We start from the raw sequence: 22,026 nt of genomic DNA, 5'->3' as shown, positions 1-22,026 counted from the left end.
CCTATTGTCCACACGCGGGCGCAGCCGGTGTGACAGGCGCCTGCATTTGGGTCAGCCAGCGCTGGGTGGCCTGCGCATCCAGAGGGGCCGACACCAGAAAGCCCTGTGCCAGGTCGCACCCCAGGCGGCGCAGCAGGTCCTGCTGTTCTGCCGTTTCCACGCCCTCGGCCACGGTTTGGAGTTGCAGGCTGTGGCCCAACTGGACGATGGCGGTAACGATGGCCACGTCGTCTGCGCTGTGGGGCGTGTCCTTGACGAACGAGCGGTCGATCTTGAGCTTGTCGATGGGGTAACGCTTGAGATAGGCCAGCGAGGAATAGCCCGTGCCGAAGTCGTCAATGGTCACGCCCACGCCCAGCGTCTTGATGGCCTGGAGGGTTTCCCGCACCTGCCCCGTGTGGTGCATCAGCACCGACTCGGTGAGTTCGATTTCCAGGAACCGGGGCGGCAGCCCGGTGGCATGCAGCACGGCGGCGATTTCGCCGGCCACGTCACGCTGGCGAAACTCCAGCGCCGACAGGTTCACGGCCACCGGCACCCTGGCGAGGCCTTCGTCCTGCCAGGCCTTGAGCTGGCGGCAGGCCTCGTGCATGACCCAGCGGCCAATCGGCGTGATGAGCCCGCGCGATTCGGCGAAGGTGATGAATTCGTCCGGGCCCACCAGGCCCCGCTCGGGGTGGCGCCAGCGCACCAGGGCCTCAAAGCCCTGCAGCGAGCCGTCGGCCAGGCAGATCTGCGGCTGGTAATGCAGCACGAAGGCGTTGGTGGCAATGGCTTCGCGCAACAGACGCTCCTGGTGCAGCACGTCGGTGGCGCGCACGTCCATGCCGGGACGGTAGAACTGCCGGTTGCCGCGGCCACTTTCCTTGGCGTGGTACATCGCGTTATCGGCGCAGCGCAGCAGACCCTCGGCGGTGGTGTCGTCGCCCGGAAACACGCTGATGCCGATGGAGGGCGACATCGTGAGCGGCAGCAGGCCTACCGTGAAGGTGCTGCGCATGGCTTCGAGCAGCTTGTCGGCCACCATGGCGGCATCGTTGGGCGTGTGGATGTCGGTCAGCACGGCCACGAACTCGTCGCCACCGAGCCGTGCCACCAGGTCGGTGTCGCGCACGCTCTGGCGCAGGCGTTCGGCCACGTCGCACAGCAACTGGTCGCCCGCGTGGTGGCCCAGCGAATCGTTGACGGTCTTGAAGTGGTCCAGATTGATGAACAACACGGCCACCGGGGATGTGCGCCTGCGCGCCATCGGCAGCAGCTTGCCCAGCTGCTCCATCAGGAAACGGCGGTTGGGCAGCCGGGTCAGGGCATCGTGCAGCGCCAGAAAGGTTTCGCGTTCCTGGGCTTCTTTGCGTGCCGTGATGTCGCGCACCACCACGATGCGGTAGTCGGCATGCAGGTGCGGCATGGTCTTGCCCACCACCTCGACGGGAATGGCGTGCCCATCCTTGTGTCGAATGGTTATTTCGTAGGGGTCTTCACGGCCTGTGCGGGTGTATTCATGGGCGGCGGCGCGCCACTCGTGGCTGATGAAGCTGAAGATCGACAGGCCCAGCACTTCCTGCAGGCTGTAGCCCGTGAGCCGTGTCAGCGCATCGTTGCCGTCGATGATGAAGCCGTCGCGGTGGAACACGATGGCTTCGTCCGTGGCCTCGGTGAACTTGCGCATGCGCTCTTCACTCTGGCGCACGGTGTGCTCGGCCTGCCAGCGGTCGGTGATGTCCGTGATCAGCACAAACGAGCCCAGTTGCTCGTTGTCCGCATTGAAATGGGGGATGAGGTTGACCTCGATCATGCGGGTTTCGCCCTGCGGCAGGGTCTGCTCGCGCGTGTATTTCACGTGCTCTGCGCGGATCGAGCGCTCGACATACGGCTGGATGGCCTGCCAGGCCGTGTCGCCGATGGCCTCCTGTACCGTCAGGCCGATGATGGATTCGGTGGTGTGGCCGTTGTAGGCCGCATACCCCTGGTTGGCGAACTGGCAGCGCATTCCGGGCAGGTCGAAATAGGCCATCAGAGCGGGGATGGAGTCTGCGATGAGTCGCAGCAAGGCATCGCTGGAGCTTCGGGGTTGGGAGAGGGAGGCCGAGGCGCGGGGTTCTTGCATGTTGGATGCGTGTTTTCTTGCTTATAGCCGATTGCCGTGCGATAAGGATTGGGGCCATTGCGCATGGCGCGCGGCGTGGGATGCAGGCCCCCCTTTATGTCACCATGCGGCAGGGTCTGGAAACGAAAGGTGCACAAGCCCCATGCAGGATCTGGCAGGTTTTTCCACGGCGCTGGCCGTGCTGGCGAGCGCGACGGGATGCGGTTTGCTCATGGGTATCGAGCGCGAGCGTCGCAAGGGCGAGGGGCCGGGCCGGGCGCCGGCCGGGGTGCGGTCGTTCACGCTGGCGTCCATCGGTGGGGCGGCGGCCGCGCTGACGGGCATGGAGGCCCTGGTGGTGGTCGGGGCCGCGTTGGTGGCTGCTTTGACCGTGGTGGCTTATGCCCGCGACCGCTCGGGCGACCCGGGGGTCACCACCGAAATCGCGCTGCTGCTGGCCTACCTGATCGGGGTGACCTGCGCGCGCGACCAGTTGCTGGCCGCTGCGCTGGCAGTGGTGGTGACGGGGCTGCTGGCGCTGCGGGATGCGTTGCACCAGTTCTCCAGCCAGTGGCTGCAGCCCGGCGAGGTGCGCAGCGGGCTCATTCTGGCGGCGCTGGCCCTGCTGGTGTATCCGCTGGCTCCCGACACACCCTTGTGGCAGGGGGCGCTGAACCCGCGCCTGGTGGTGCGCCTGGTCATCGTTCTGCTGGTGATCCAGTCCCTGGCGCATGTGGCCAAGCGGCTGATGCAGGCGCGCCATGCGCTGGCCCTGTCGGCGCTGGCGTCGGGGTTTGTGTCGAGCACCGCCACCATTGCCAGCCTGGGCATGGAGGTGCGCGCGGGGCAGGCCACGCCGCGCGTCCATGGGGCGGCTGCCGTGCTGTCGTGTGTGGCCACCATGGTCCAGATCGTGGTGGTGGCCGCCACGGTGCAGCCCCAGTGGCTCGCACGGCTGTGGCTGCCCGCCTTGGCGGGTGGCTGTGTGGCGGCGGCCCTGGGGTGGTGGGGCGGGCGCGGTGTGGCGCACCGGCAGGTGCCCGCGCCCGCAGCCGAGGGAGAGGCGGTTGCCGGCATGTTGCCCGACACGCCCATGTTCAAGCTGCGCGACGCCTTGCTCATTGCCGCCCTGCTCACGGGCATCCAGGTGGGGATGCAGCTGCTGACGGCGTGGCAGGGCGATGCGGGCATGCTGGCCGGTGCCCTGCTGGCGGCCCTGGCGGATGTGCACGCCGCCACGGCCGCGGTGCTGGTGAGGGGCGGCCCGGACAGCGTTGCGGCACCCGCCATTGCGTCTGCGCTGATGGTGGCGCTGCTGGTGCATGCCGGCAGCAAGAGCGCGGTGGCGCTGGCCAGCGGCGGCTGGCGCTATGCGCTGGCCGTGGCGCCGGGCATTCTGGCGCACACGCTGGCCTTTGTGGGGGTGCTGGCCCTGCAATAGCCATCCGCGGGTGCTGGCGTACCCCGGCCAGCAAAGGGGCACCGGATAATCAACCCATGACCTCCAAAGAAAACCAAGCCCGCACTGATTTCAGCGCGCTGGCCCTGAGCCCCGCTACGCTGGCCCTGAGCCCCGCTACGCTGGCCAACTTGCAGCAGCTGGGCTACACCACCATGACGCCCATCCAGGCGGCCAGTCTGCCGCCGGCATTGCTGGGCAAGGACCTGATCGCCCAGGCCAGCACCGGCAGCGGCAAGACCGCCGCGTTTGCGCTGGCCCTGCTGGCCAACCTCAACCCCCGCCGGTTTGCGGTGCAGGCGCTGGTGCTGTGCCCCACGCGCGAGCTGGCCGACCAGGTCACTACCGAAATCCGCCGCCTGGCACGGGCCGAGGAGAACATCAAGGTGGTGACTCTGTGCGGTGGTGTGCCGCTGCGCGGCCAGATGCTGAGCCTGGAGCATGGCGCCCACATCGTGGTGGGCACGCCCGGCCGCGTGATGGACCATCTGGAACGCCAGCACCTCACGCTGGAGGCGCTGAACACCCTGGTGCTCGACGAGGCCGACCGCATGCTCGACATGGGCTTCTTCGACGACATCGCCACCGTGGCCCGCCAGTGCCCCGCACAGCGCCAGACCCTGCTGTTCTCGGCCACCTACCCCGAAGGCATCGCCAAGCTCAGCGCCCAGTTCATGAAGTCGCCCGTGCAGATCACCGTGCAGGCCCAGCACGCCGAGGGCAAGATCGAGCAGCGCTGGTACGAGGTGAAGAACAGCGAGCGCCTGCACGCGGTGTCGCTGCTGCTCAACCATTTCCGGCCCGAATCGTCGATAGCGTTCTGCAATACCAAGCAGCAGTGCCGCGACCTGGTGGCCGTGCTGCAGGCCCAGGGGTTCAGCGCGCTGGCGCTGTTTGGCGAGCTGGAACAGCGCGAGCGCGACCAGGTGCTGGTGCAGTTTGCCAACAGGAGCTGCTCGGTGCTGGTGGCCACCGACGTGGCGGCGCGCGGCCTGGACATCGCCAACCTGGCCGCCGTGATCAACGTGGATGTGACGCCCGACCCCGAGGTGCACATCCACCGCATCGGCCGCACGGGCCGGGGCGACGCTGAAGGCCTGGCACTCAACCTGGCCAGCCTGGACGAGATGGGCAGCGTGGGCAAGATCGAGGTGCTGCAAGGCCGCGAATCGCGCTGGTTCCCGGTGGCGGACCTCGCGCCCACGGGCAACGGCCCGCTGGTGCCGCCCATGGTCACCCTCCAGATCATCGGTGGCCGCAAGGAGAAGATCCGCGCCGGCGACGTGCTGGGCGCGCTGACCGGCGACATGGGCTACACCCGCGCGCAGATCGGCAAGATCAATGTGAACGACTTCTCCACCTACGTGGCCGTGGACCGCGCCATCGGCGCCCAGGCCGTCCAGCGCCTGAACCAGGGCCGCGTGAAGGGCAAGACCGTGAAGGCGCGGCTGGTGACGGGCGAGGAATGATCAGCCTGTTGCAGCGCGTACGGCAGGCGCGCGTGGAGATTGCCGGCGAGGTGGTGGGCGCCATTGGCCCCGGCCTGCTGGTGCTGGTGTGCGCCGAGCGCGGCGACACCGAAGCCGAGGCCGACAGGCTGCTGGCCAAGCTTCTGAAGCTGCGCATCTTCGGTGACGACGCGGGCAAGATGAACCGCAGCGTGCAGGACCTCGATGGCCAGGGCGGGGCGGGCGGCCTGTTGCTGGTCAGCCAGTTCACCCTGGCCGCCGACACCACGGGCGGCAACCGCCCCAGCTTCACGCAGGCGGCGGCGCCAGATGAAGGGCGCAGGCTCTATGACTACCTGGTGGCGCAGGCCCGCGCGGTCCACGCCACGGTGGCCACCGGCCAGTTTGCCGCCGACATGCAGGTGCATCTGGTGAACGACGGGCCGGTAACGATTCCCCTGCGCGTGGCGCCTGCCGCCAGTTAATTGCACCGGCGCCTTCACCGCGGTCGTCCCACCCGGAATGGACAGGGCTACCATGTATTTTTTCGCAGGAGTTTTCCATGTACGAAAAGATTCTGGTTCCCGTGGATGGCAGCGCCACGTCGCTGGCGGGGCTGCAGGAGGCGATTGCCCTGGCGCGGGTGATGGGCTCGACGATCCGGCTTTTGCATGTGGTGGACGAAATCTCGTTCATGACGAGCTTCGAGTCGAGCATGGCGCTGACCGCAGAAGTGTTCGAGTCGCTCAAGAAGGCCGGCCAGGAAGTGCTGCAGGACGCCCAGAACCGGGTGCGTGCCGCCGGGGTGCCGGTGGAGACCGAGCTGTATGAAAGCTACGCCGGGCGTGTGAGCGACCTCGTGATCACCAAGGCCAGGGAATGGGGTGCGCAACTCATCGTGCTGGGCACCCATGGCCGGCGCGGCGTGGGCCGCATGCTGCTGGGCAGCGATGCCGAGCAGGTGCTGCGCCAGTCGCCGGTGCCCGTGCTGCTGGTGCGCGGGGCCTGAACCGGGCCTGTTCCTGAAATAAGCGAACCATGGCGCATGCCCCGCAGGCTGCACCGCCGCAGGCCAGGGCGCTGGCCTGGCCTGCCGCCCCGGATAGACCGTCAGTTGCCTCATTCCGTTGCCAGACCATTCGTGTCCAGGCGCGAAGCCGCAGACAGTGCTGCAGCATGGCAAGGCGAAGCAACAACGACACGGATGGTCTGGAAATGGAATTACTGGCGCCAGAAGAACAGGGCGGCCATCACCAGCCCCGTCGCCACGATGCCCCAGCGCAACATGGGCGCCGGAATGCGCCGCGCCACGCGCGCGCCGCCGTAGCCGCCTGCGGTGGCGGCCACCATCATCATCAGCGCCTGCGGCCACAGCACCAGGCCGCCTGCGGCGTAAATGGCCACCGCGATCGCGGTGAGCAGGGCCGACACCCAGTTCTTCAGGCCGTTCATGGCGTTGAGATTCGTCTGCCCGAGCAGCCCGAACAGCGCCAGCAGCAAGATGCCCAGGCCGCCGTTGAAGTAGCCGCCGTAGGCCGCCACGGCCAGCACGCCCAGGGTGGCCTTGGCGGTCGAAGGCTGACCGCCGGCCAGCACCTTGCGCAACTGCGGTCCGAACGCAAACAGCGCCGTGGCCGCCAGCAGCAGCCAGGGCACGACGCGGCGGAAGGTGGCGTCGGGCGTGACCAGCAGCAGCGCCGCGCCCGCCGCGCCACCGAGGAGCGACAGCACCACCAGCAGGCGCATCGACAGACCGGGCGGCGGGGCCGTGTCTTCGCGAAAGCCCCAGGCGCCCGCCAGGTAGCCCGGCAGCAGGGCCACGGTGCCGGTGGCGTTGGCCACCACGGGCGGCACGCCGGTGAAGACCAGGGCGGGCAAGGTCAGAAAACTGCCGCCTCCGGCAACGGCATTGAGGGCACCGGCCACGAAGGCGGCGGCAAGCAGCAGAGCGGTTTCCAACATGTCTTAGAACCTGTTCAATGTCTTTTTGGAGATCACAGGGGAGTGCGATCGGGATGCGTGGATGCTTCGGATGCGCCGCATGGGCTCATGCCCATGCAAGCAGCCGGGGCGTCCAACCGCCCGATGTCACGCCAACCCTTCGGGCAAGTGCCTTGCCGGGCGGTCTGCGGCGTTGCGGCGTTGCGGCGTTGCGGCGATCTTAGGTGGAGACCCACCCGTATTGGCGGGCAATTGGGTGCAAAAAAGGTGCAATTGCTTTGCCGTGGGCCATCCTGCGCCCGGCGCTATTTCTCGTAAGGGTCGGCAAACCCCAGTTCCTGCAGGATGGCGGTTTCGTAGTCCTCCATCTCCTGCGCATCTGCTTCGCTGGTTTCGTGGTCCCAGCCCTGGGCGTGCAGGGCGCCGTGCACCAGCAGATGGGCGTAGTGCTCCTCCAGGCCCTTGTTCTGTTCGCGCGCCTCGCGCTCGACCACGGGGGCGCAGAGCACCAGGTCTGCCGTCACCACGGGCTCCTGCGTGTAATCGAAGGTGAGCACGTTGGTGGCGTAGTCCTTGTGCCGGTAGTCGCGGTTCAGGGCCTGGCCTTCGTCGGCATCGACGATGCGCACGGTGATTTCCGCATCGCTGGCCAGCGCGTGGCGGATCCAGCGCGTGACCTTGTGGCGTGGCAGCACGGCGCGGTGGGCAGCGGCACCGTCAAAACGGCCAAACTGCAGTGACAGGGAGAGTTGTTTCAAGGTCATTGATGCCTCTAGCGCGGATGTATCAGGCGCTACTTGCTATGAAAAAAGGGGAGGTCAGGCGGCGCGGTTGCGTGTGGCCGGCGCGCGGCGGGACGCGTCATAGGCGTCCACAATGCGCGCTACCAGCGGGTGGCGCACCACGTCGGCACTGGTGAAGCGCGTCACGGCAATGCCTTTCACGCGCTTGAGCACCCGCTCGGCGTCGACCAGGCCACTCATCGCGCCCTTGGGCAAATCGATCTGGCTCACATCGCCCGTGACCACGGCCTTGGCGCCAAAGCCGATGCGGGTGAGGAACATCTTCATCTGCTCGGGCGTGGTGTTCTGGGCTTCGTCCAGAATCACGAAGGCGTTGTTCAGCGTGCGCCCGCGCATGAAGGCCAGCGGGGCGATCTCGATGGCGTTGCGTTCGAAGGCCTTTTGCACCTTGTCGTAGCCCATCAGCTCGTAGAGCGCGTCGTACAGCGGCCGCAGATACGGGTCCACCTTCTGTGCCAGGTCGCCCGGCAGGAAGCCCAGGCGCTCGCCCGCCTCCACGGCGGGGCGGGTCAGCACGATGCGCTGCACGGCGCTGCGTTCCAGTGCATCCACGGCGCAGGCCACGGCCAGATAGGTCTTGCCCGTGCCGGCCGGGCCGATGCCGAAGGTGATGTCGTGCGCGGCGATGTTTTCGAGGTACAGGTTCTGCATGGGCGTGCGCCCGCGCAGGTCGGCCCGGCGGGTGTTGAGCACGATGGCGCCCTCGGGCGCTTCCACCAGCGCAGCATCGCCGGCCAGCATGAGCTGCAGGTAGTCTTCGGTGATGGGGCGCTCGGCCATCTCGTACAGGGCCTGCAGCAGTTCCATGGCCTGCGTGGCCTTGGCCTTGGGGCCATCCACCTTGAACTGCTCGTGCCGGTGCGCAATGTTCACCGACAGCGCAATCTCGATGGTGCGCAGATGCACGTCGGCCGGTCCGCACAGGTGCGTCAGCCGGGTGTTGTTGTGGGGAGTGAAGGTGTGGCGCAGGATCACGCGGATAATTCCAGTCAGACAAAGGAAAACACGGCAAGAAGGACGGCGCAGCAGTGGCTGCATTCGCCGGCAAAGGACATCCATGATAGGCAAATTGACCGGCACCCTGCTGGAGAAGAACCCGCCCGAGGTGCTGCTCGACTGCCACGGCGTGGGCTACGAGGTGCATGTGCCCATGAGCACCTTCTACAACCTGCCCGCTGTGGGCGAGCGCGTGGGCCTGCTCACGCAGTTCATCGTGCGCGAGGATGCGCAGCTGCTGTATGGCTTTGCCACGGTGCCCGAGCGGCAGGCGTTCCGCGAACTCATCAAGATCAGTGGCGTGGGCCCGCGCACTGCGCTGTCCATCCTCTCGGGCATGGGCGTGGGCGATCTGGCGCAGGCCATCACGCTGCAGGAGGCGGGTCGCCTCGTCAAGGTGCCGGGCATCGGCAAGAAGACCGCAGAGCGCCTGCTGCTGGAACTCAAGGGCAAGCTGGGCGCCGACATGGGCACGGCCCACGCGCATGCCACCAGCGAGGCGCAGGCCGATATCCTGCAGGCGCTGCTGGCACTGGGTTACAACGACAAGGAGGCGGCGGCGGCGCTGAAGGCCTTGCCGCCGGATGTGGGTGTCAGTGACGGCATCAAGCTGGCGCTCAAGGCGCTGGCGAAATAACCCCAACCCTCAGATTTCAGGAAGATATGGCAATGAAGCTCCGGTATTCGATGCATTGGGTGTGCGCTGCGGGTGCAGCGCTGCTGGTGGCCGCTTGCGGCGGTGGCGGCGGGGGCGATTCGCCGGCGCCAGAGGTATCGGCGGCCGACCGGATCGAGCCCTTTGACCCGAGCCTGGGCAAGGCGGCGAAGGCAGCGGCATTCCCGTTGCGCACTGCCGGGCGTGCACCGCAGGCCACACCCGTGCGGCTGGGGCCGCTGGCGGCCACAGCGCTGCAGCCCCTGCAGAAAAAGGCCGCGTCCATCCCGGGCAGCGGCATGCGCCAGCAAATTGGCCTGGCCCGGGAGGTGAGCGCCACGGCCACTTCATCGGGCCTGCGGGGCCAGTTGCAATGGTCTCCCACCGACCGGGGCACGCAGCGTGCCGCCATCCGCTTTGCGGCGGAAGGTGCGCAGGGCGTGCGCCTGGGGCTGCTGGTGCGTTCGCTGCCGGCGGGCACCACGCTGCGGTTTTATGCGCAGAGCGGTGACGCGGCGTTCGAGGTGTCGGGCCAGGAGGTGCTGGGCACCCTGGCGCGCAACCTGCAGGCGGGAGACACCGGCGATGCGGCGCGCACTTACTGGAGCCCCGATTTCGGCGGCGCCGAGACCACGCTGGAGCTGGAGCTGCCGGCCAGCGCCGACCTGGACCAGCTCGACATCGCCGTGCCCACGCTGTCGCACTTTTTTGTTTCGCCGGAGCGTGCGGCGCAAAACAGCCTGACCAAGGTGGGCGAGGCGGCCACCTGCAACATCGACGTGTCGTGCCGGCCCGAATACAGCAGCGAAAGCCGTTCGGTGGCGCGCATGATTTTTGTGGACAACGGCAGCACCTTCGTCTGCACGGGCACGCTGCTCAATGATGCACAGTCGAGCGCCACCCCGTATTTTCTGAGCGCCAACCACTGCGTTTCCACGCAGACGGCGGCGTCTTCCGTGACGACCGACTGGTTCTACCGATCGGCCGCTTGCAACACCACCGAGGTCAACGCGGGCGCGCGGCGCCTGAATGGCGGCGCAACCCTGCTGTACGCGCAGGAGGCCACCGACACATCGTTCATGCGGCTCAACGCAGCGCCACCGGACGGTATCGTGTTTGCCGGCTCCTATTTTGGCGCCGTGGCCGTGGGCGCCGGCATGGCCGGCATCCACCACCCCCAGGGCGATCTGCAAAAGCTCAGCGAGGGGGCGGTGAAGCAGTTCAACAATTGCACCTTTGAGACCTGCCAGGTCAGCACACCCCAGGATGGGCGTTTTCTGGCTGTGGGCTGGAATGCCGGTACCACCGAGGGTGGCAGCAGTGGCTCCAGCCTGTTCCTGCCCATTGGCAGCAAGCGCTACGTGGCAGGGCAGCTGCTGGGCGGTGCCGCGAGTTGCCAGAATCCCTCCAGCTACGACTACTACGGCCGTTATGACCTGGCATTCCAGGTGGCCCTCAAGAACTGGCTGAAACCGGCGCCATGAACCGGCACCCCAACCGCCCGCAGGGGCCGCACATGGCATGACCATCCAGACCGACGATTTCGCCCCCGCGCCGCCCAAGCGCGTGATCTCCGCCGCACCCGCATCGCCGCAGGAAGAAGCCATCGAGCGCGCGTTGCGCCCCAAGCTGCTGCAGGAATACGTGGGCCAGGCCAAGGCGCGCGAGCAGCTCGAGATCTTCATCGGCGCAGCCAAAAAGCGCGATGAGGCGCTGGACCATGTGCTGCTGTTCGGCCCGCCCGGCCTGGGCAAGACCACGCTCAGCCATATCATCGCGGCCGAACTGGGCGTGAACCTGCGCCAGACCAGCGGCCCCGTGCTGGAAAAGCCCAAGGACCTGGCCGCGCTGCTGACCAACCTCGAAAAGAACGACGTCCTGTTCATCGACGAGATCCACCGCCTGAGCCCGGTGGTCGAGGAAATCCTCTACCCCGCGCTGGAGGACTACCAGATCGACATCATGATCGGCGAAGGCCCGGCGGCGCGCTCCATCAAGCTCGACCTGCAGCCCTTCACGCTGGTGGGCGCCACCACCCGCGCGGGCATGCTGACCAACCCGCTGCGCGACCGCTTCGGCATCGTCGCGCGCCTGGAGTTCTACACGCCCGAAGAGCTGGCGCGCATCGTCACGCGCAGCGCCGGGCTGCTGGGCACGCCCATGGATGACGAAGGCGGTTTTGAGCTGGCGCGGCGCTCGCGCGGCACGCCGCGCATCGCCAACCGGCTGCTGCGCCGCGTGCGCGACTACGCCGAGGTCAAGGGCTCGGGCCGCATCACGCGCGACATCGCCAACCGGGCGCTGGCCATGCTCGACGTGGACCCGCAGGGCTTTGACGTGATGGACCGCAAGCTGCTGGAGGCGCTGATCCACCGCTTTGACGGCGGCCCCGTGGGCCTGGACAACATCGCCGCCAGCATTGGCGAGGAGGCGGGCACCATCGAGGACGTGATCGAGCCCTATCTCATCCAGCAGGGCTACCTGCAACGTACGCCGCGCGGGCGCATTGCCACGCTGGCCGCCTATCGCCACCTGGGCGTCACGCCCCCGCAGGCGGCGGGCGGACTTTTCTCCGAATGATCGAAGCGCACCCATGGCATTGAGGAATTGGCTGTGAAGCGCCGCTGGCTTGCCGCGGCATTGGGCGCCGCCGTGCTGGTGGTGGCTGCCGGCGTGGCGGCTTGGGCGCTGCGCGGCCCGCAGGTCGATGCGCTGACGGTGCAGTCGGCCCCGCTGGTGCGCACCCTGCAGTTCTCGGCCCGCGTGGCCACGCTGTCGCGCGCGGATGTGGGCAGCACGGTCACCGGCCGGGTGGCGCAGGTGCGCGTGCGCGAAGGCGCGCAGGTGCGCCAGGGCGAGGTGCTGGTGCAGCTCGAATCGGACGAGCTGCGCGCCGCGCTGGCGCAGGCGGTGGCCTCCGAGCGCCAGGCGCAGGCGCGCCTGGCGGGCCTGCGCAGCAGCGGTCGCAGTGCCGCGCAAGCCGCACGGGCCCAGGCCGATGCCACGCTGCAGGCCGCCAGCGCCAGCCTGGCGCGGGTGCAGCAGCTGGTGGCGGACGGTTTTTACAGTCCCGCGCAGCTCGACGAAGCCCGCCGTGCGGTCGATGTGGCCCGGGCGCAGCAGCGCAATGCGCAGGCGCAGATCGAGGCCAACGCCGATGCCGGCACCGACGTGGCGCAGGCGCAGGCACAGCTGGCGCTGTCCCAGGCGGCCACCGTGGCCGCCCAGGCCCGCCTGGCGCAGGCCACGCTGGTGGCGCCCAGCGATGCCCGCGTGCTGGTGCGCGCGGTCGAGCCCGGGCAGATCGTGCAGCCCGGCAAGGCCTTGCTCAGCCTGGCGCTGGCCGGGCCGACCCAGCTGGTGGCCCAGGTGGACGAGCGCTTTCTGGACCAGCTGCAGCCGGGCCAGAAGGCCTCGGTGGTGGCCGATGCGTTTGCTGGCCAGCGCTTTACGGCGCGCGTGCTGTCCATCGCACCGGCGGTGGATGCCCAGCGCGGAGCGGTCGAGGTGAAGTTTGCCCTGGAGCAGCAGGCGCCTGCCTATCTGCGCGAGGACATGACCCTGTCGGTCGAGGTGGAGACCGCCCGGCGCGAAACCGCCCTGGTGCTGCCCCAGTCTGCCTTGCGCGGCGCCGTGGTGGGCGACGCCGGCACCGTGCTGGTGCTGCAGGACGGCCGTGCCCAGGGACGCAGCGTGCGGCTGGGCCTGCGCACGCTCGATGCCGTGGAGGTGCTGGACGGCCTGGCGGAGGGCGACACCGTGCTGCGCGGCGGCACCCTGCAGGCGGGCGAGCGCGTGCGTGCCCGCCCCGTGGAATGGACCGCGGGCGCCGCGGCGCCCGGGGCCGGTGCCCTGGGCAAAGGGCAGGGGGCCGACGCCGGCGCCGCGCTGACCAACGCCATGGGCCGCTGAGCGTGCTGCCATGCTGATCTGGCCCGGCTTCGAGTTGCGTGTGGCGTTGCGCTTTCTGCGCGAGGGGCGCATGCAGACGGTGCTGATCATCGTGGGCGTGGCGGCGGGGGTGGCGGTCATCGCCTACATCTCGGCGCTGATCAACGGCCTGCAATCGAACACCCTGGCCAAGACGCTGGGCGCCCAGGCGCACATCACCTTGCGGGCACCCGATGATCTCGTCACGCCGGCGGCCCTGCCGGTGCCCGGCGCGGCCGTGCTGACCGAAACGCAGCCGCGCGCGCAGCGCCTGCGCGCGGTGGCCAACTGGCAGGCCCTGGTGCCGCTGCTGGAGGGCTTGCCCGAAGTGGCCGGGGTCTCGCCCATGGTGTCGGGCAGCGGCCTGGCGCTGCGCGGCGAGGCATCGCAGGCCATCGCCCTGATGGGCGTGGATCTGGACCGCTATGACCGCGTGGTCGGGCTGCGCTCCAAGGTGGTGAGCGGCAGCGCGCGCCTGTCGCCCGGCGAGGCCATCGTGGGGCGCGAGCTGGCGTCCGACCTGGGTGTGCGCGTGGGCGACCGTTTCACGGTGCAGACTGGGAGCGTGAGCGATTCGGTGCGCGTGACCGCCCTGGTGGACCTGGGGGTGAAGGATTTGAACCGGCGCACCGTGATCGTGCCCCTGCGCGCCGCGCAAAGCCTGCTGGCGCTGCCCGGTGGCGCCAGCCAGCTGGACCTGACCCTCAAGGATGTGTGGGTCGCCCAGGCCCTGGCACGCGGGCTGCAGACCCGGTTCCCCTACAAGATCGAGAGCTGGCAGGAAACCAATGCCCAGCTGGTGTCGGCGCTGAATGCGCAGTCGATCAGCACGGGCATCATCCGGGGCGTGGTGCTGGCTGTCGTCGTGCTGGGCATCGCCAGCGTGCTGGTGGTGTCGGTCGTGCAAAAGGGCCGCGAGATCGGTATCCTGCGCGCCATGGGCGCCACGCGCGGGCAGGTGCTGCGCGTGTTTCTGGTGCAGGGCGCCGTGGTGGGGGCGCTGGGCTCGGTGCTGGGTCTGCTGCTGGCGGTGGCGCTGATCTGGGTGTTCACCCACTTCGTGCGCGGCTCGGACGGCCTGCCGCTGTTTTCCATCACCCTGCCGCCCGCCACGGCGCTGCAGGTGGCGCTGATTGCCTCGGTCTGCGGCGTGCTGGCCGCCGTGGCACCGGCGCGGCGCGCGGCGGCGCTCGACCCGGCGCAAGCCATCCGCATGTAGGGATGAGACACCCCCCTGTGCGGCTGCGCCGCTTCCCCCCGCTCTCGCAGTGCAATGGATTGCAAAAATGTTGATCGAACTACGCGATGTGCGCAAGAGCTACAACGTGGGCCGCGCGAGCGAGGCCGAGGTGCTGCACGGCATCCCCCTGCAGGTGCGCCGCGGCGAGTTCATTGCGCTCATGGGGCCTTCGGGCTCGGGCAAGAGCACGCTGCTCAACATCCTGGGCCTGCTCGAGCGCATGACATCGGGCAGCTACCGGCTGGATGGCGAAGCCGTGCAGGGGCTGGACGACGCCGCGCTCACGCTGCGCCGGCGCCGCACGCTGGGGTTTGTCTTCCAGTTCCACCATCTGCTGCCGGCTTTCTCGGCGCTGGAGAACGTCACGCTCCCGGCCCTCATGGCCGAAGGCCGTATCAGCGCCGTGCAGCGCGAACGCGCACGCAGCCTGCTGGACGCCGTGGGCCTGGCCCAGGCCATCGACAAGCGCCCGGGTGAGCTGTCGGGCGGCATGCAGCAGCGTGTGGCGATTGCGCGCGCGCTGGTCATGGACCCGCCGCTGGTGCTGGCCGACGAGCCCACGGGCAACCTCGATACCGCCTCGTCAGCGGAAGTGTTCGCCCTGCTGCGCCGCATCCATGCCGAGCGCGGCACGAGCTTTGTGGTGGTCACGCACGATCCGCGCCTGGCCGCGCGCTGCGACCGGCTGGTCGAGCTGATCGACGGCCGCATTGCGCGCGATGGGGCGATCACCGCCGGCGTGGAGCCGGTGCCCAGCGCTCTGCCAGCGCTGCGGCCGTGAATGCCGCGGGGTTGAGTCCCACCGCGCGGCAACAGTGATGCTATTTTTTTGATAGCTTCTGGCGTTTGAGAAATAAGCGCCAGAGGCCTGTTGGACCTTGAAAATCGCTGGCGCGTTCAGTGCGAGGTGCCTTCCGAGCGCGTGATCTTGTTCCACACGTTGTATTTGCCCACGGGCTTGCTCATGGGCAGGCGCTTGACCTCCTGGAGCGTCTGCGCGTCGAACACGATGATCGCACCGTCCGTCTCCCACACGCTGACCAGCGCGTAGCGGCCATCCTTGGTGAATTCGGTATGCGCCAGCGTGCGGCCGGGCTCGCGCAGCGTGGCCACGGGCGTGAGCGTGGTTTTGTCGATCAGGGTGAGTGTGTCCTTGGCCGTGGGGCTCATCATCGAGTCGGCCCAGGCGTAGCGGGTGGCTTCATGGCTGCGCATGAAAAAGCCGGGGCCCGGCGTGGCAATGGTTTTGATTTTTTTCCAGTGCTTCATGTCGATCACGTCGATGGCGCCGTCTTTCAGGTTGGGGCTGGCCAGCACGGTGGTGCCGTTCCAGGCAAAGGTGATGCCCGAGCCCAGGTGCGGCATGCCGGCAATGGGCAGCTCGGCAATCTTGCGCCGTACATCGAGGTTGACCACCTGCGCCGTCGGGGCGCCGTCGGCCGCGCCGGTCTTGGGCCGGGTCGCGCCGAGCACATGGCGGTAGTCCTGGTCAAAGAAAAAATCATCCAGCGGCTCATCGAGCGGTGTGCGGCGCACCCCGTGGTAGCCCGGCTTGGCGATAGACTCGCCCATCTTGTAGTCGTGCACCAGGCCGTCATAAATGGGCGGGGCCTTGGGGTCGTAGGAAATCTCCCAGACCTCGGGAATGTCCTTGAGCGCCACCACAAAGCTCTTGCGCGGAGCCGCGTCGTACACCGCCGACACGCGCGAGGCCTCCTTGCCGTCGAGCGTGGTGGCGTCATAGCGCTGGACGAAATGCAGGTCGGCGTCGAACAGCACCACGGTGCGCGGCAGGTAGTTGGCGGCCATGACCCAGCGCCCATCGCCGCTCACGGCCACGTTGCGCATGTTCAGGCCGGCGCGCACCTCGGCCACCACCGTGAGGTTCCACAGGTCGTACTTGGTGATCCAGCCGTCGCGCGAGCCAAAGAACACAAAGCGCCCATCGGGGGTGAACTTGGGGCCGCCATGCAGCGCGTAGCGGCTGGCAAAGCGGTGGATGACCTCGAAGCGGTCGCCATCCACCAGCGAGACATGGTGGTCGCCGCCCTCCACCACCACGAACAGGTTCATGGGGTCGGCCTTCCAGGCGGGGCGGCCCGGCAGGTCCTTGGCGCCCGCGGTTTCGACGCGCGAGGCGCGCACATCGGCGTCGCTCCAGGTCGGCGTGGGGTGGACGGGCTGGTAGATCCAGTCGGTCAGGGCTGCAATGTCGGCGGGTGCCAGCGTGCCGGCGAAACCCGCCATTTGCGTGGCGGCGCGGCCCTCCTGGATGACCTTCAGCGCTTCGGGGCGGCGCAGGCGCGCCAGGCTCTCGGGCAGCAGCGCCGGGCCCATGCCGCCGGTGCGCTGGGCACCGTGGCAGCTGGCGCAGTGCGTGCGGTACAGCGCGGCGGCAGCGGCTGTGGTGGTGGGCGCTGCCGCCCGGGTGGCGGCCGTGCCGGCCGCCGCTGCGGTGCCGTGGGGCTGCGCCTGGGCGAGGCCATGGCCCATCCAGAGCAGGCCCGCGCCCAGGGCCAGGTGCGCGGCACCTGCGGCAAGGCGGCGCAGGGTGTCATGCATGTTCGTTCTCCGGTTGGATGTCGATGATGCGGCGGCCCCTGCTGAACGGGGTGACCGCGACGCGCTGCGCATCGCTGCCCGCCGCGAGGCCGATCTCGTCGTCGCGCAGGTAGCAGCCGGGGTCTTCGGCCCAGGCATCGCCGGTGAGCTGCTGGGCACGCACGCGGGTGTTGCCACCGCACACGGCAAAGTAGTGGCACTGTGCACAGCGCCCGCCCACGGGGCGCGGGTGCGCCTTGAGGCCGGCCATCAGCGGCTCGGAGGTGTCGGACCAGATGGCCGAGAACGGGCGCTGGCGCACGTTGCCCAGGTCGTGGTGCCACCACATGGTGTCGGGATGCACGGTGCCCAGGTTGTCGATGTTGGCCACGTTCACGCCGCTCGAATTGCCGCCCCAGGCCACCAGGCGCTCGCGCAGCGGGGCTTCCCACTGTGGCAGGCGCGCGCGCACCCACTGCAGCAGGTAGGGGCCGTCGGCGTCGTTGTTGCCGGTCACGTAGTCTTCGTCGCGGCCCTCCAGCGCGGACTGCCAGGCGCGCTCGTACAGCCGGTCGAGCGCGTCGCGCGTGGCCTGGAACTGCGCGTCCTTGCCGCGGTGGATGTTGCCGCGCCCGGCGTAGTTGAGGTGCGAGAAGTAGAACTTGTCCACGGCCTCGGTGCGCATCAGCTCCAGCAGTGCCGGCAGGTCGTGCGCGTTCATGGCCGTCATGGTGAAGCGCAGCCCCACCTTGACGCCGCGCGCGTGCAGATGGCGCACGGCGGCCAGGCTGCGCTCGAAGGCACCTTCCAGGCGCCGGAAATGGTCGTGCGTCTCGCGCAGGCCATCGAGGCTGATACCCACATAGTCGAAGCCCGTGGCGGCCACGCGGTCGGCCATGGCCTCATCGATCAGCGTGCCGTTGGTCGAGAGTCCCGTGTAGAACTTCATGGCCTTGGCGCGCTCGGCGATCTCGAAAATGTCGGGCCGCATCAAGGGCTCGCCCCCCGAGAGGATGAGCACCGGCACCCGGCAGGCCTTGAGGTCGTCCATCACGCCAAACACCTCGTTGGTGGACAGCTCGCCCTCGTAGTCGTGGTCGGCCGATAGCGCGTAGCAGTGTTTGCAGGTCAGGTTGCAGCGGCGGATCAGGTTCCAGATGACAACCGGGCCTGGGGCCCCGCCGCTGCCGCGGCGTGCGAGCACGGCTTCGGGATACTGGCCGGTTTTTTCTGCGTGCGCGAGCTCGCGCATGTAGTGGCTGATGCGGAACATGGTTAGTTTTCCTTGAGGCGCAATCCGGTCTTTTTCAGGATGGCGGTGGAGTAAAGAATGTCGTGGCCCGTGCAGGCCGTGCCCAGCAGCTCGCGTACTTGCAGGGCCTGCTGCTTGACTTCGGCACGCGTGCGGCCATGCAGCATGGCGAACAGGTTGTAGGGCCAGGCCGGCAGTCGGCGCGGGCGGCGGTAGCAGTGGCTCACGCCGGGCAGCTGGCCGATGCGCTCGCCTAAAGCGTCCACCAGTGCATCGTCCACGTTCCACACGCTCATGCCGTTGGCGGTGAAGCCCAGGCGGTAGTGGTTGGGCACGGCGCCAATGCGGCGCACGAGCCCGCTCTCCAGCATTTGCGCCAGGCGCTCGCGCACCTGCTGGCCCGACACGCCCAGGCGTTCGCCCACGGCGTCGTAGGGACGTGGCACCAGCGGCAGGCCGCCCTGGGTGGCGGCGATCAGGGCGCGGTCGAAATCATCCAGCGCCATGGGCTTCTCCGCTGGTGAGGGGGAGCTTGAGTTCGACGAAGAACTCGCGCTCCTTGGGGAAGGCCAGCACGGGCAAGCCGGTCTCGGCCTCGATGCGCTCAATGGCGGCCGCGCACTGCGCCGGTGTTTCGGTGCCGAGCACGAACCACATGTTCAGTGCATGGTCGCGCCGGTAGTTGTGCGCGATCTCGGGGTGGGCGTTGACCTGCGCCGTGACGGCATCAAAGCGCTCTTCGGGCACGGCCATGGCGGCGAGCACGAACAGGCCACCGGCGCGCTCGATCTGGAACAGCGGACCGAAGCGCGTGAGCATGCCGCTCTCCAGCAGTGCCGCAAGCCGACCGATCACGTACTCCTCGGTCCAGCCGAACTCGGCGCCCACGTCGGCAAAGGGCCGCTCGGTCAGCGGCAGCTCGCCATGCAGGCGTTCCAGCAGGCGGGCGTCATCCGGCGAGAGCATCGAGCACCTCCGGGGCGGTGGCTGCGGGCAGGGCACGAAAGCGCCGCGGGCCGGTCTGCTTGAAGCGCCGGCACGAGAACAGCACCTCGTGCGGGTACGGCGCCAGGCCTACGTCGGCGATGGCGCGCGCGATCACTTCGTGCACGGCGGCACGGTCGCGGCCATGCACCATGCAGTACAGGTTGTAGGGCCAGCCTTCGGCGCGCTCGCGCCGGTAGGCCAGTGTCACGCCGGGCTCGCGCGCCAGTGCCTCGCCAAAGGCATCGACCTGCGCGTCGGGGATATTGAACACGGTCATGGCGTTGGCGTCGAAACCCAGTTCGTGGTGGCGCACGATGGCGCCAATGCGCCGCAGCGTGCCTTCGTCCAGCCACTGCTGCAGCGTCTGCAGCACGGATTCGGGCGTGCGGCCCAGCGCTTGCGCCCAGGTGTCGTAGGGGCGTGGCGTGAGCGGCAGGCCGTCTTCGAGCAGGGCCGCCAGCGGGCGGTCGGCCTCGGCCACGGGCTGGGCCGCGCGCGCGGCCGCCATGGGGGCCGGGGCGGTGCGTTCGCGCAGATCAAAACCCAGGTCGATGCGGTAGGCGCGCAGCATGCGCAACTGCAGCGCGATCAATCCCGTGGTTTCTTCAAGCGATTGCATGGCCGCGCGCACGGCGGCGTCGTCCTGCCCGGTCATCACGAACCAGAGGTTGTAGTGGTGCTCGCGCTGGTAGTTGTGGTTCACGCCCGGGTGGCTGGAAACCACGGCGGCCACGGCATCGAGCCGCTCGGGCGGCACGGCCATGGCGGCCAGCAGCGCGGCACCACCGGCGTTGCCCGCGAACACGCCGCCAATGCGGCTCAGGGCCCCCTCGTCCTGCAGCCGGGCGTAGCCCGCCAGGACTTCATCGGGGACCATGCCCAGGCTGGTGGCAATGTGCGCGAAGGGCTCGCGCACCAGCGGAAAATCGCGTTGCCAGGGGTTGAGCAGGGCCAGGCGCAGGTCGGAGCGAGGTCCCATTCAGAACCCCAGCCGCGCAGCGCGCGAGGTGAAGAAGATGCCGCTCGGGGAATCGATCGACAGGGTGGCCTGGGTGGCAAAGCTCTGGGTGTCGATCACGCTCACGCGGTGGTCGTCGCGCGAGCTGATCCAGACCGATTCGCCGCGCGGCGTGAATTCCATGTGCAGCACGGCCTTGCCGGGCTCCAGGGTGCGCACGATGGACTGCGTGGTGGTGTCGATGACCTGCACGCGGTGGTAGTCGGGCACCGAGAAGTTGACCCACACCTGGCGGCCGTCGGGCCGCGCCATCACGAACACGGGCTGGCCCGCCACCGGGATGCGGCCCACTTCCTGCCAGGTGTCGGTGTCCACCACCAGCACCTCGTGGCGGCCGATGGCCGGCAGGTAGGCGCGGCGCCCGGCCACGGCCCAGCCGCGCAGGTGCGGCATCTTGTAGACCGGCAGCGGCTCCTGGCCCCGGCCGTAACCGGCCAGGATGCGGCGCGCGCGGGGTTTCTCTTCCCACAGATCGACCATGGCCAGGCCGTCCTCGCCGAACAGGCCGGCGATGTAGTGGCGCCCGTTGGGCGTGACCAGCGCGTCGTAGGGCTGGCGGCCGATGTTCGGCAGCTGGGTCGTGACGGGGCGCGCCGGGTCGGACAGGTCGGTGATCCAGATGGCGTTGGCGTCGAACAGGCTGTAGGCAAAGCGCCGGCCCGGCAGATCGACCAGGCCGACCACGCGCGAGAGCTGGCCGTTCGCGTATGCGGCCGGAATGTCGGCCACCAGCTCCAGCGTGGTGGCGTTGAAGGCCTTGATGCCACCGGGCGTGTAGTTCTGCGCCACCACCAGGCTGCCGTCGGCGCTGATGGCGCCGCCAATCGAGTTCCCGGCCTGCATCACCCGCGCCGTTATGCGCTGCGTCAGCAAGTCGACCTTGGTGAGCGCGCCGTCGCGCCCGAAAACATAGGCGTAGCGGCCGTCGCGCGAGAACACCACCGAGGCGTGCGAGAGGTCGCCCAGGCCGGTCACCTGGGCCAGCAGCGTGCGCTGGCTGGTGTTGACGATGGCCAGGGTGCCGGGGGGGGGGGCCACCACCCACCCAGATCGCCCGTGCCGCGCAATGGCAGGTCGGCGGGGACGCCGGAAGCACTGGCAACGCTGGCGCAGCCGCTCAGCAACAGCGGGGTGGTGCCCAGAAGGCTCAGGCAGTGGCGGCGTTTCATGGACGGTCTTTCACAGATTCGGGGAACCCGGCGAACAGTTGCTGGGCAATCCACAGGGCATCGGCTTCGCTGAGCATGGCTTTCCAGGGCGCCATCGGCGTGCCGGGGCGGCCGTGGTAGATGGTCGCGACGATGGAGTCGAACGGCTTGTCGGCCAGGGCTTCGCGGGTGAGCGCGGGGCCCAGGCCACCGGTCAGGCGCAGGCCGTGGCACGAGCCGCAGTCCTGGCGCACCATGCGCACCAGCGCTTGCTGGCGTGGCGTGGTGGGTGGGGTGGGTTGGGCATGGAGTCCGGCGGTGCCGGCCAGCAAGGCCAGCCAGATGCCGAGCCGGGGCAGGCCCCGCAGGCAGCTGCCGGCCTTGGGTGAGTTGCCCATCTGGGTAAGGCGGGGCGACTGCGGCGCGTTCTTGTCGTGCATGGCCCAATATCGCTGGATTTGCCGCTATCGTCCTTGATGTGCATCAAGGACGACGGGCCCTGGCGTTTTGACAATCGGGCCA

20 protein-coding genes and 1 pseudogene are annotated in these 22,026 nt (G+C 68.7%); 10 read left to right on the top strand and 11 right to left on the bottom strand.

Going from position 1 to position 22,026, the window contains the following annotated elements:
• Window position 1: 1 nt before the first annotated feature.
• On the bottom strand, window positions 2-2,107 hold the full coding sequence (locus AC1Q5S_RS14270) for a putative bifunctional diguanylate cyclase/phosphodiesterase (protein ID WP_303833106.1): 2,106 nt from the start codon (window positions 2,105-2,107) through the stop codon (window positions 2-4).
• A gap of 142 nt (window positions 2,108-2,249) precedes the next feature.
• Between AC1Q5S_RS14270 and AC1Q5S_RS14265 the strand changes: the two genes are divergently transcribed.
• The 4 genes from AC1Q5S_RS14265 to AC1Q5S_RS14250 all read left to right on the top strand — a co-directional run bounded on the left by AC1Q5S_RS14265 (window position 2,250) and on the right by AC1Q5S_RS14250 (window position 6,002).
• Window positions 2,250-3,527 carry an MgtC/SapB family protein gene (locus AC1Q5S_RS14265; protein ID WP_303833105.1) on the top strand — a complete coding sequence of 426 codons (1,278 nt, stop codon included), beginning with the start codon at window positions 2,250-2,252 and terminating at the stop codon, window positions 3,525-3,527.
• A gap of 56 nt (window positions 3,528-3,583) precedes the next feature.
• Window positions 3,584-5,014: an ATP-dependent RNA helicase DbpA gene (gene dbpA, locus AC1Q5S_RS14260; protein WP_422202726.1), complete on the top strand. Its 1,431-nt coding sequence runs from the start codon at window positions 3,584-3,586 to the stop codon at window positions 5,012-5,014.
• Window positions 5,011-5,478, top strand: a complete 468-nt coding sequence (gene dtd, locus AC1Q5S_RS14255) for a D-aminoacyl-tRNA deacylase (protein WP_303833102.1) — start codon at window positions 5,011-5,013, stop codon at window positions 5,476-5,478. Before dbpA ends, dtd begins: the two co-directional genes overlap by 4 nt.
• 77 nt (window positions 5,479-5,555) lie before the next feature.
• Window positions 5,556-6,002: a universal stress protein gene (locus tag AC1Q5S_RS14250; protein WP_092697517.1), complete on the top strand. Its 447-nt coding sequence runs from the start codon at window positions 5,556-5,558 to the stop codon at window positions 6,000-6,002.
• 212 nt (window positions 6,003-6,214) lie between these two features.
• Here AC1Q5S_RS14250 and AC1Q5S_RS14245 read toward each other — a convergent pair whose 3' ends face one another.
• The 3 genes from AC1Q5S_RS14245 to AC1Q5S_RS14235 all read right to left on the bottom strand — a co-directional run bounded on the left by AC1Q5S_RS14245 (window position 6,215) and on the right by AC1Q5S_RS14235 (window position 8,712).
• Window positions 6,215-6,955: a sulfite exporter TauE/SafE family protein gene (locus AC1Q5S_RS14245; RefSeq protein WP_303833101.1), complete on the bottom strand. Its 741-nt coding sequence runs from the start codon at window positions 6,953-6,955 to the stop codon at window positions 6,215-6,217.
• A 284-nt stretch (window positions 6,956-7,239) separates the two neighbouring features.
• Window positions 7,240-7,698, bottom strand: coding sequence for an rRNA maturation RNase YbeY (gene ybeY, locus AC1Q5S_RS14240; protein WP_303833099.1), 459 nt, complete (start codon window positions 7,696-7,698; stop codon window positions 7,240-7,242).
• Between the two features lie 54 nt (window positions 7,699-7,752).
• Complete coding sequence (locus AC1Q5S_RS14235; protein WP_303833097.1) at window positions 7,753-8,712, bottom strand: PhoH family protein; 960 nt, start codon at window positions 8,710-8,712, stop codon at window positions 7,753-7,755.
• 82 nt (window positions 8,713-8,794) lie between these two features.
• Here AC1Q5S_RS14235 and ruvA point away from each other — a divergent pair, with 82 nt between their 5' ends.
• The 6 genes from ruvA to AC1Q5S_RS14205 all read left to right on the top strand — a co-directional run bounded on the left by ruvA (window position 8,795) and on the right by AC1Q5S_RS14205 (window position 15,339).
• The gene (ruvA, locus tag AC1Q5S_RS14230) at window positions 8,795-9,370 is read left to right on the top strand and encodes a Holliday junction branch migration protein RuvA (protein WP_092697522.1); all 576 of its coding nucleotides are present in this window, start codon (window positions 8,795-8,797) and stop codon (window positions 9,368-9,370) included.
• Window positions 9,371-9,396: 26 nt separating this feature from the next.
• Window positions 9,397-10,872, top strand: coding sequence for a trypsin-like serine peptidase (locus tag AC1Q5S_RS14225; protein WP_422202725.1), 1,476 nt, complete (start codon window positions 9,397-9,399; stop codon window positions 10,870-10,872).
• A 37-nt stretch (window positions 10,873-10,909) separates the two neighbouring features.
• Window positions 10,910-11,968: a Holliday junction branch migration DNA helicase RuvB gene (ruvB, locus tag AC1Q5S_RS14220; RefSeq protein ID WP_287878566.1), complete on the top strand. Its 1,059-nt coding sequence runs from the start codon at window positions 10,910-10,912 to the stop codon at window positions 11,966-11,968.
• A 33-nt stretch (window positions 11,969-12,001) separates the two neighbouring features.
• Window positions 12,002-13,300 (top strand): efflux RND transporter periplasmic adaptor subunit, encoded by a 1,299-nt coding sequence (locus AC1Q5S_RS14215; protein ID WP_303833092.1) that lies wholly within the window; start codon window positions 12,002-12,004, stop codon window positions 13,298-13,300.
• A 10-nt stretch (window positions 13,301-13,310) separates the two neighbouring features.
• A complete protein-coding gene (locus tag AC1Q5S_RS14210; RefSeq protein WP_303833090.1) occupies window positions 13,311-14,537 on the top strand; it encodes an ABC transporter permease in 1,227 nt (408 codons plus the stop codon).
• Between the two features lie 67 nt (window positions 14,538-14,604).
• Window positions 14,605-15,339, top strand: coding sequence for an ABC transporter ATP-binding protein (locus AC1Q5S_RS14205; protein WP_303833089.1), 735 nt, complete (start codon window positions 14,605-14,607; stop codon window positions 15,337-15,339).
• 116 nt (window positions 15,340-15,455) lie between these two features.
• On the opposite strand, the gene AC1Q5S_RS14200 is transcribed toward AC1Q5S_RS14205, so the two are convergent.
• The 7 genes and pseudogenes from AC1Q5S_RS14200 to AC1Q5S_RS14170 form a co-directional block, all read right to left on the bottom strand.
• Window positions 15,456-17,120: a cytochrome D1 domain-containing protein gene (locus tag AC1Q5S_RS14200; RefSeq protein WP_492239014.1), complete on the bottom strand. Its 1,665-nt coding sequence runs from the start codon at window positions 17,118-17,120 to the stop codon at window positions 15,456-15,458.
• A complete protein-coding gene (gene nirJ, locus AC1Q5S_RS14195) occupies window positions 17,113-18,372 on the bottom strand; it encodes a heme d1 biosynthesis radical SAM protein NirJ (RefSeq protein ID WP_422205528.1) in 1,260 nt (419 codons plus the stop codon). The genes AC1Q5S_RS14200 and nirJ overlap by 8 nt, the downstream gene beginning before the upstream one ends.
• A 2-nt stretch (window positions 18,373-18,374) precedes the next feature.
• On the bottom strand, window positions 18,375-18,857 hold the full coding sequence (gene ahbB, locus AC1Q5S_RS14190) for a siroheme decarboxylase subunit beta (protein ID WP_303833084.1): 483 nt from the start codon (window positions 18,855-18,857) through the stop codon (window positions 18,375-18,377).
• Complete coding sequence (locus AC1Q5S_RS14185) at window positions 18,844-19,317, bottom strand: Lrp/AsnC family transcriptional regulator (protein ID WP_422205532.1); 474 nt, start codon at window positions 19,315-19,317, stop codon at window positions 18,844-18,846. The genes ahbB (AC1Q5S_RS14190) and AC1Q5S_RS14185 overlap by 14 nt, the downstream gene beginning before the upstream one ends.
• The gene (ahbB, locus tag AC1Q5S_RS14180; protein WP_303833080.1) at window positions 19,301-20,317 is read right to left on the bottom strand and encodes a siroheme decarboxylase subunit beta; all 1,017 of its coding nucleotides are present in this window, start codon (window positions 20,315-20,317) and stop codon (window positions 19,301-19,303) included. The genes AC1Q5S_RS14185 and ahbB (AC1Q5S_RS14180) overlap by 17 nt, the downstream gene beginning before the upstream one ends.
• A pseudogene (locus tag AC1Q5S_RS14175) lies at window positions 20,318-21,525 on the bottom strand (cytochrome D1 domain-containing protein).
• On the bottom strand, window positions 21,522-21,944 hold the full coding sequence (locus AC1Q5S_RS14170) for a c-type cytochrome (protein WP_303833077.1): 423 nt from the start codon (window positions 21,942-21,944) through the stop codon (window positions 21,522-21,524). The pseudogene AC1Q5S_RS14175 and the gene AC1Q5S_RS14170 overlap by 4 nt, the downstream one beginning before the upstream one ends.
• Window positions 21,945-22,026 lie beyond the last annotated feature (82 nt).

Source organism: Acidovorax sp. GW835-FHT14B10 (assembly GCF_058793725.1).
The sequence above is the reverse complement of the archived record's forward strand: the minus strand, read 5'-3'. Positions and strand labels throughout refer to the sequence as shown.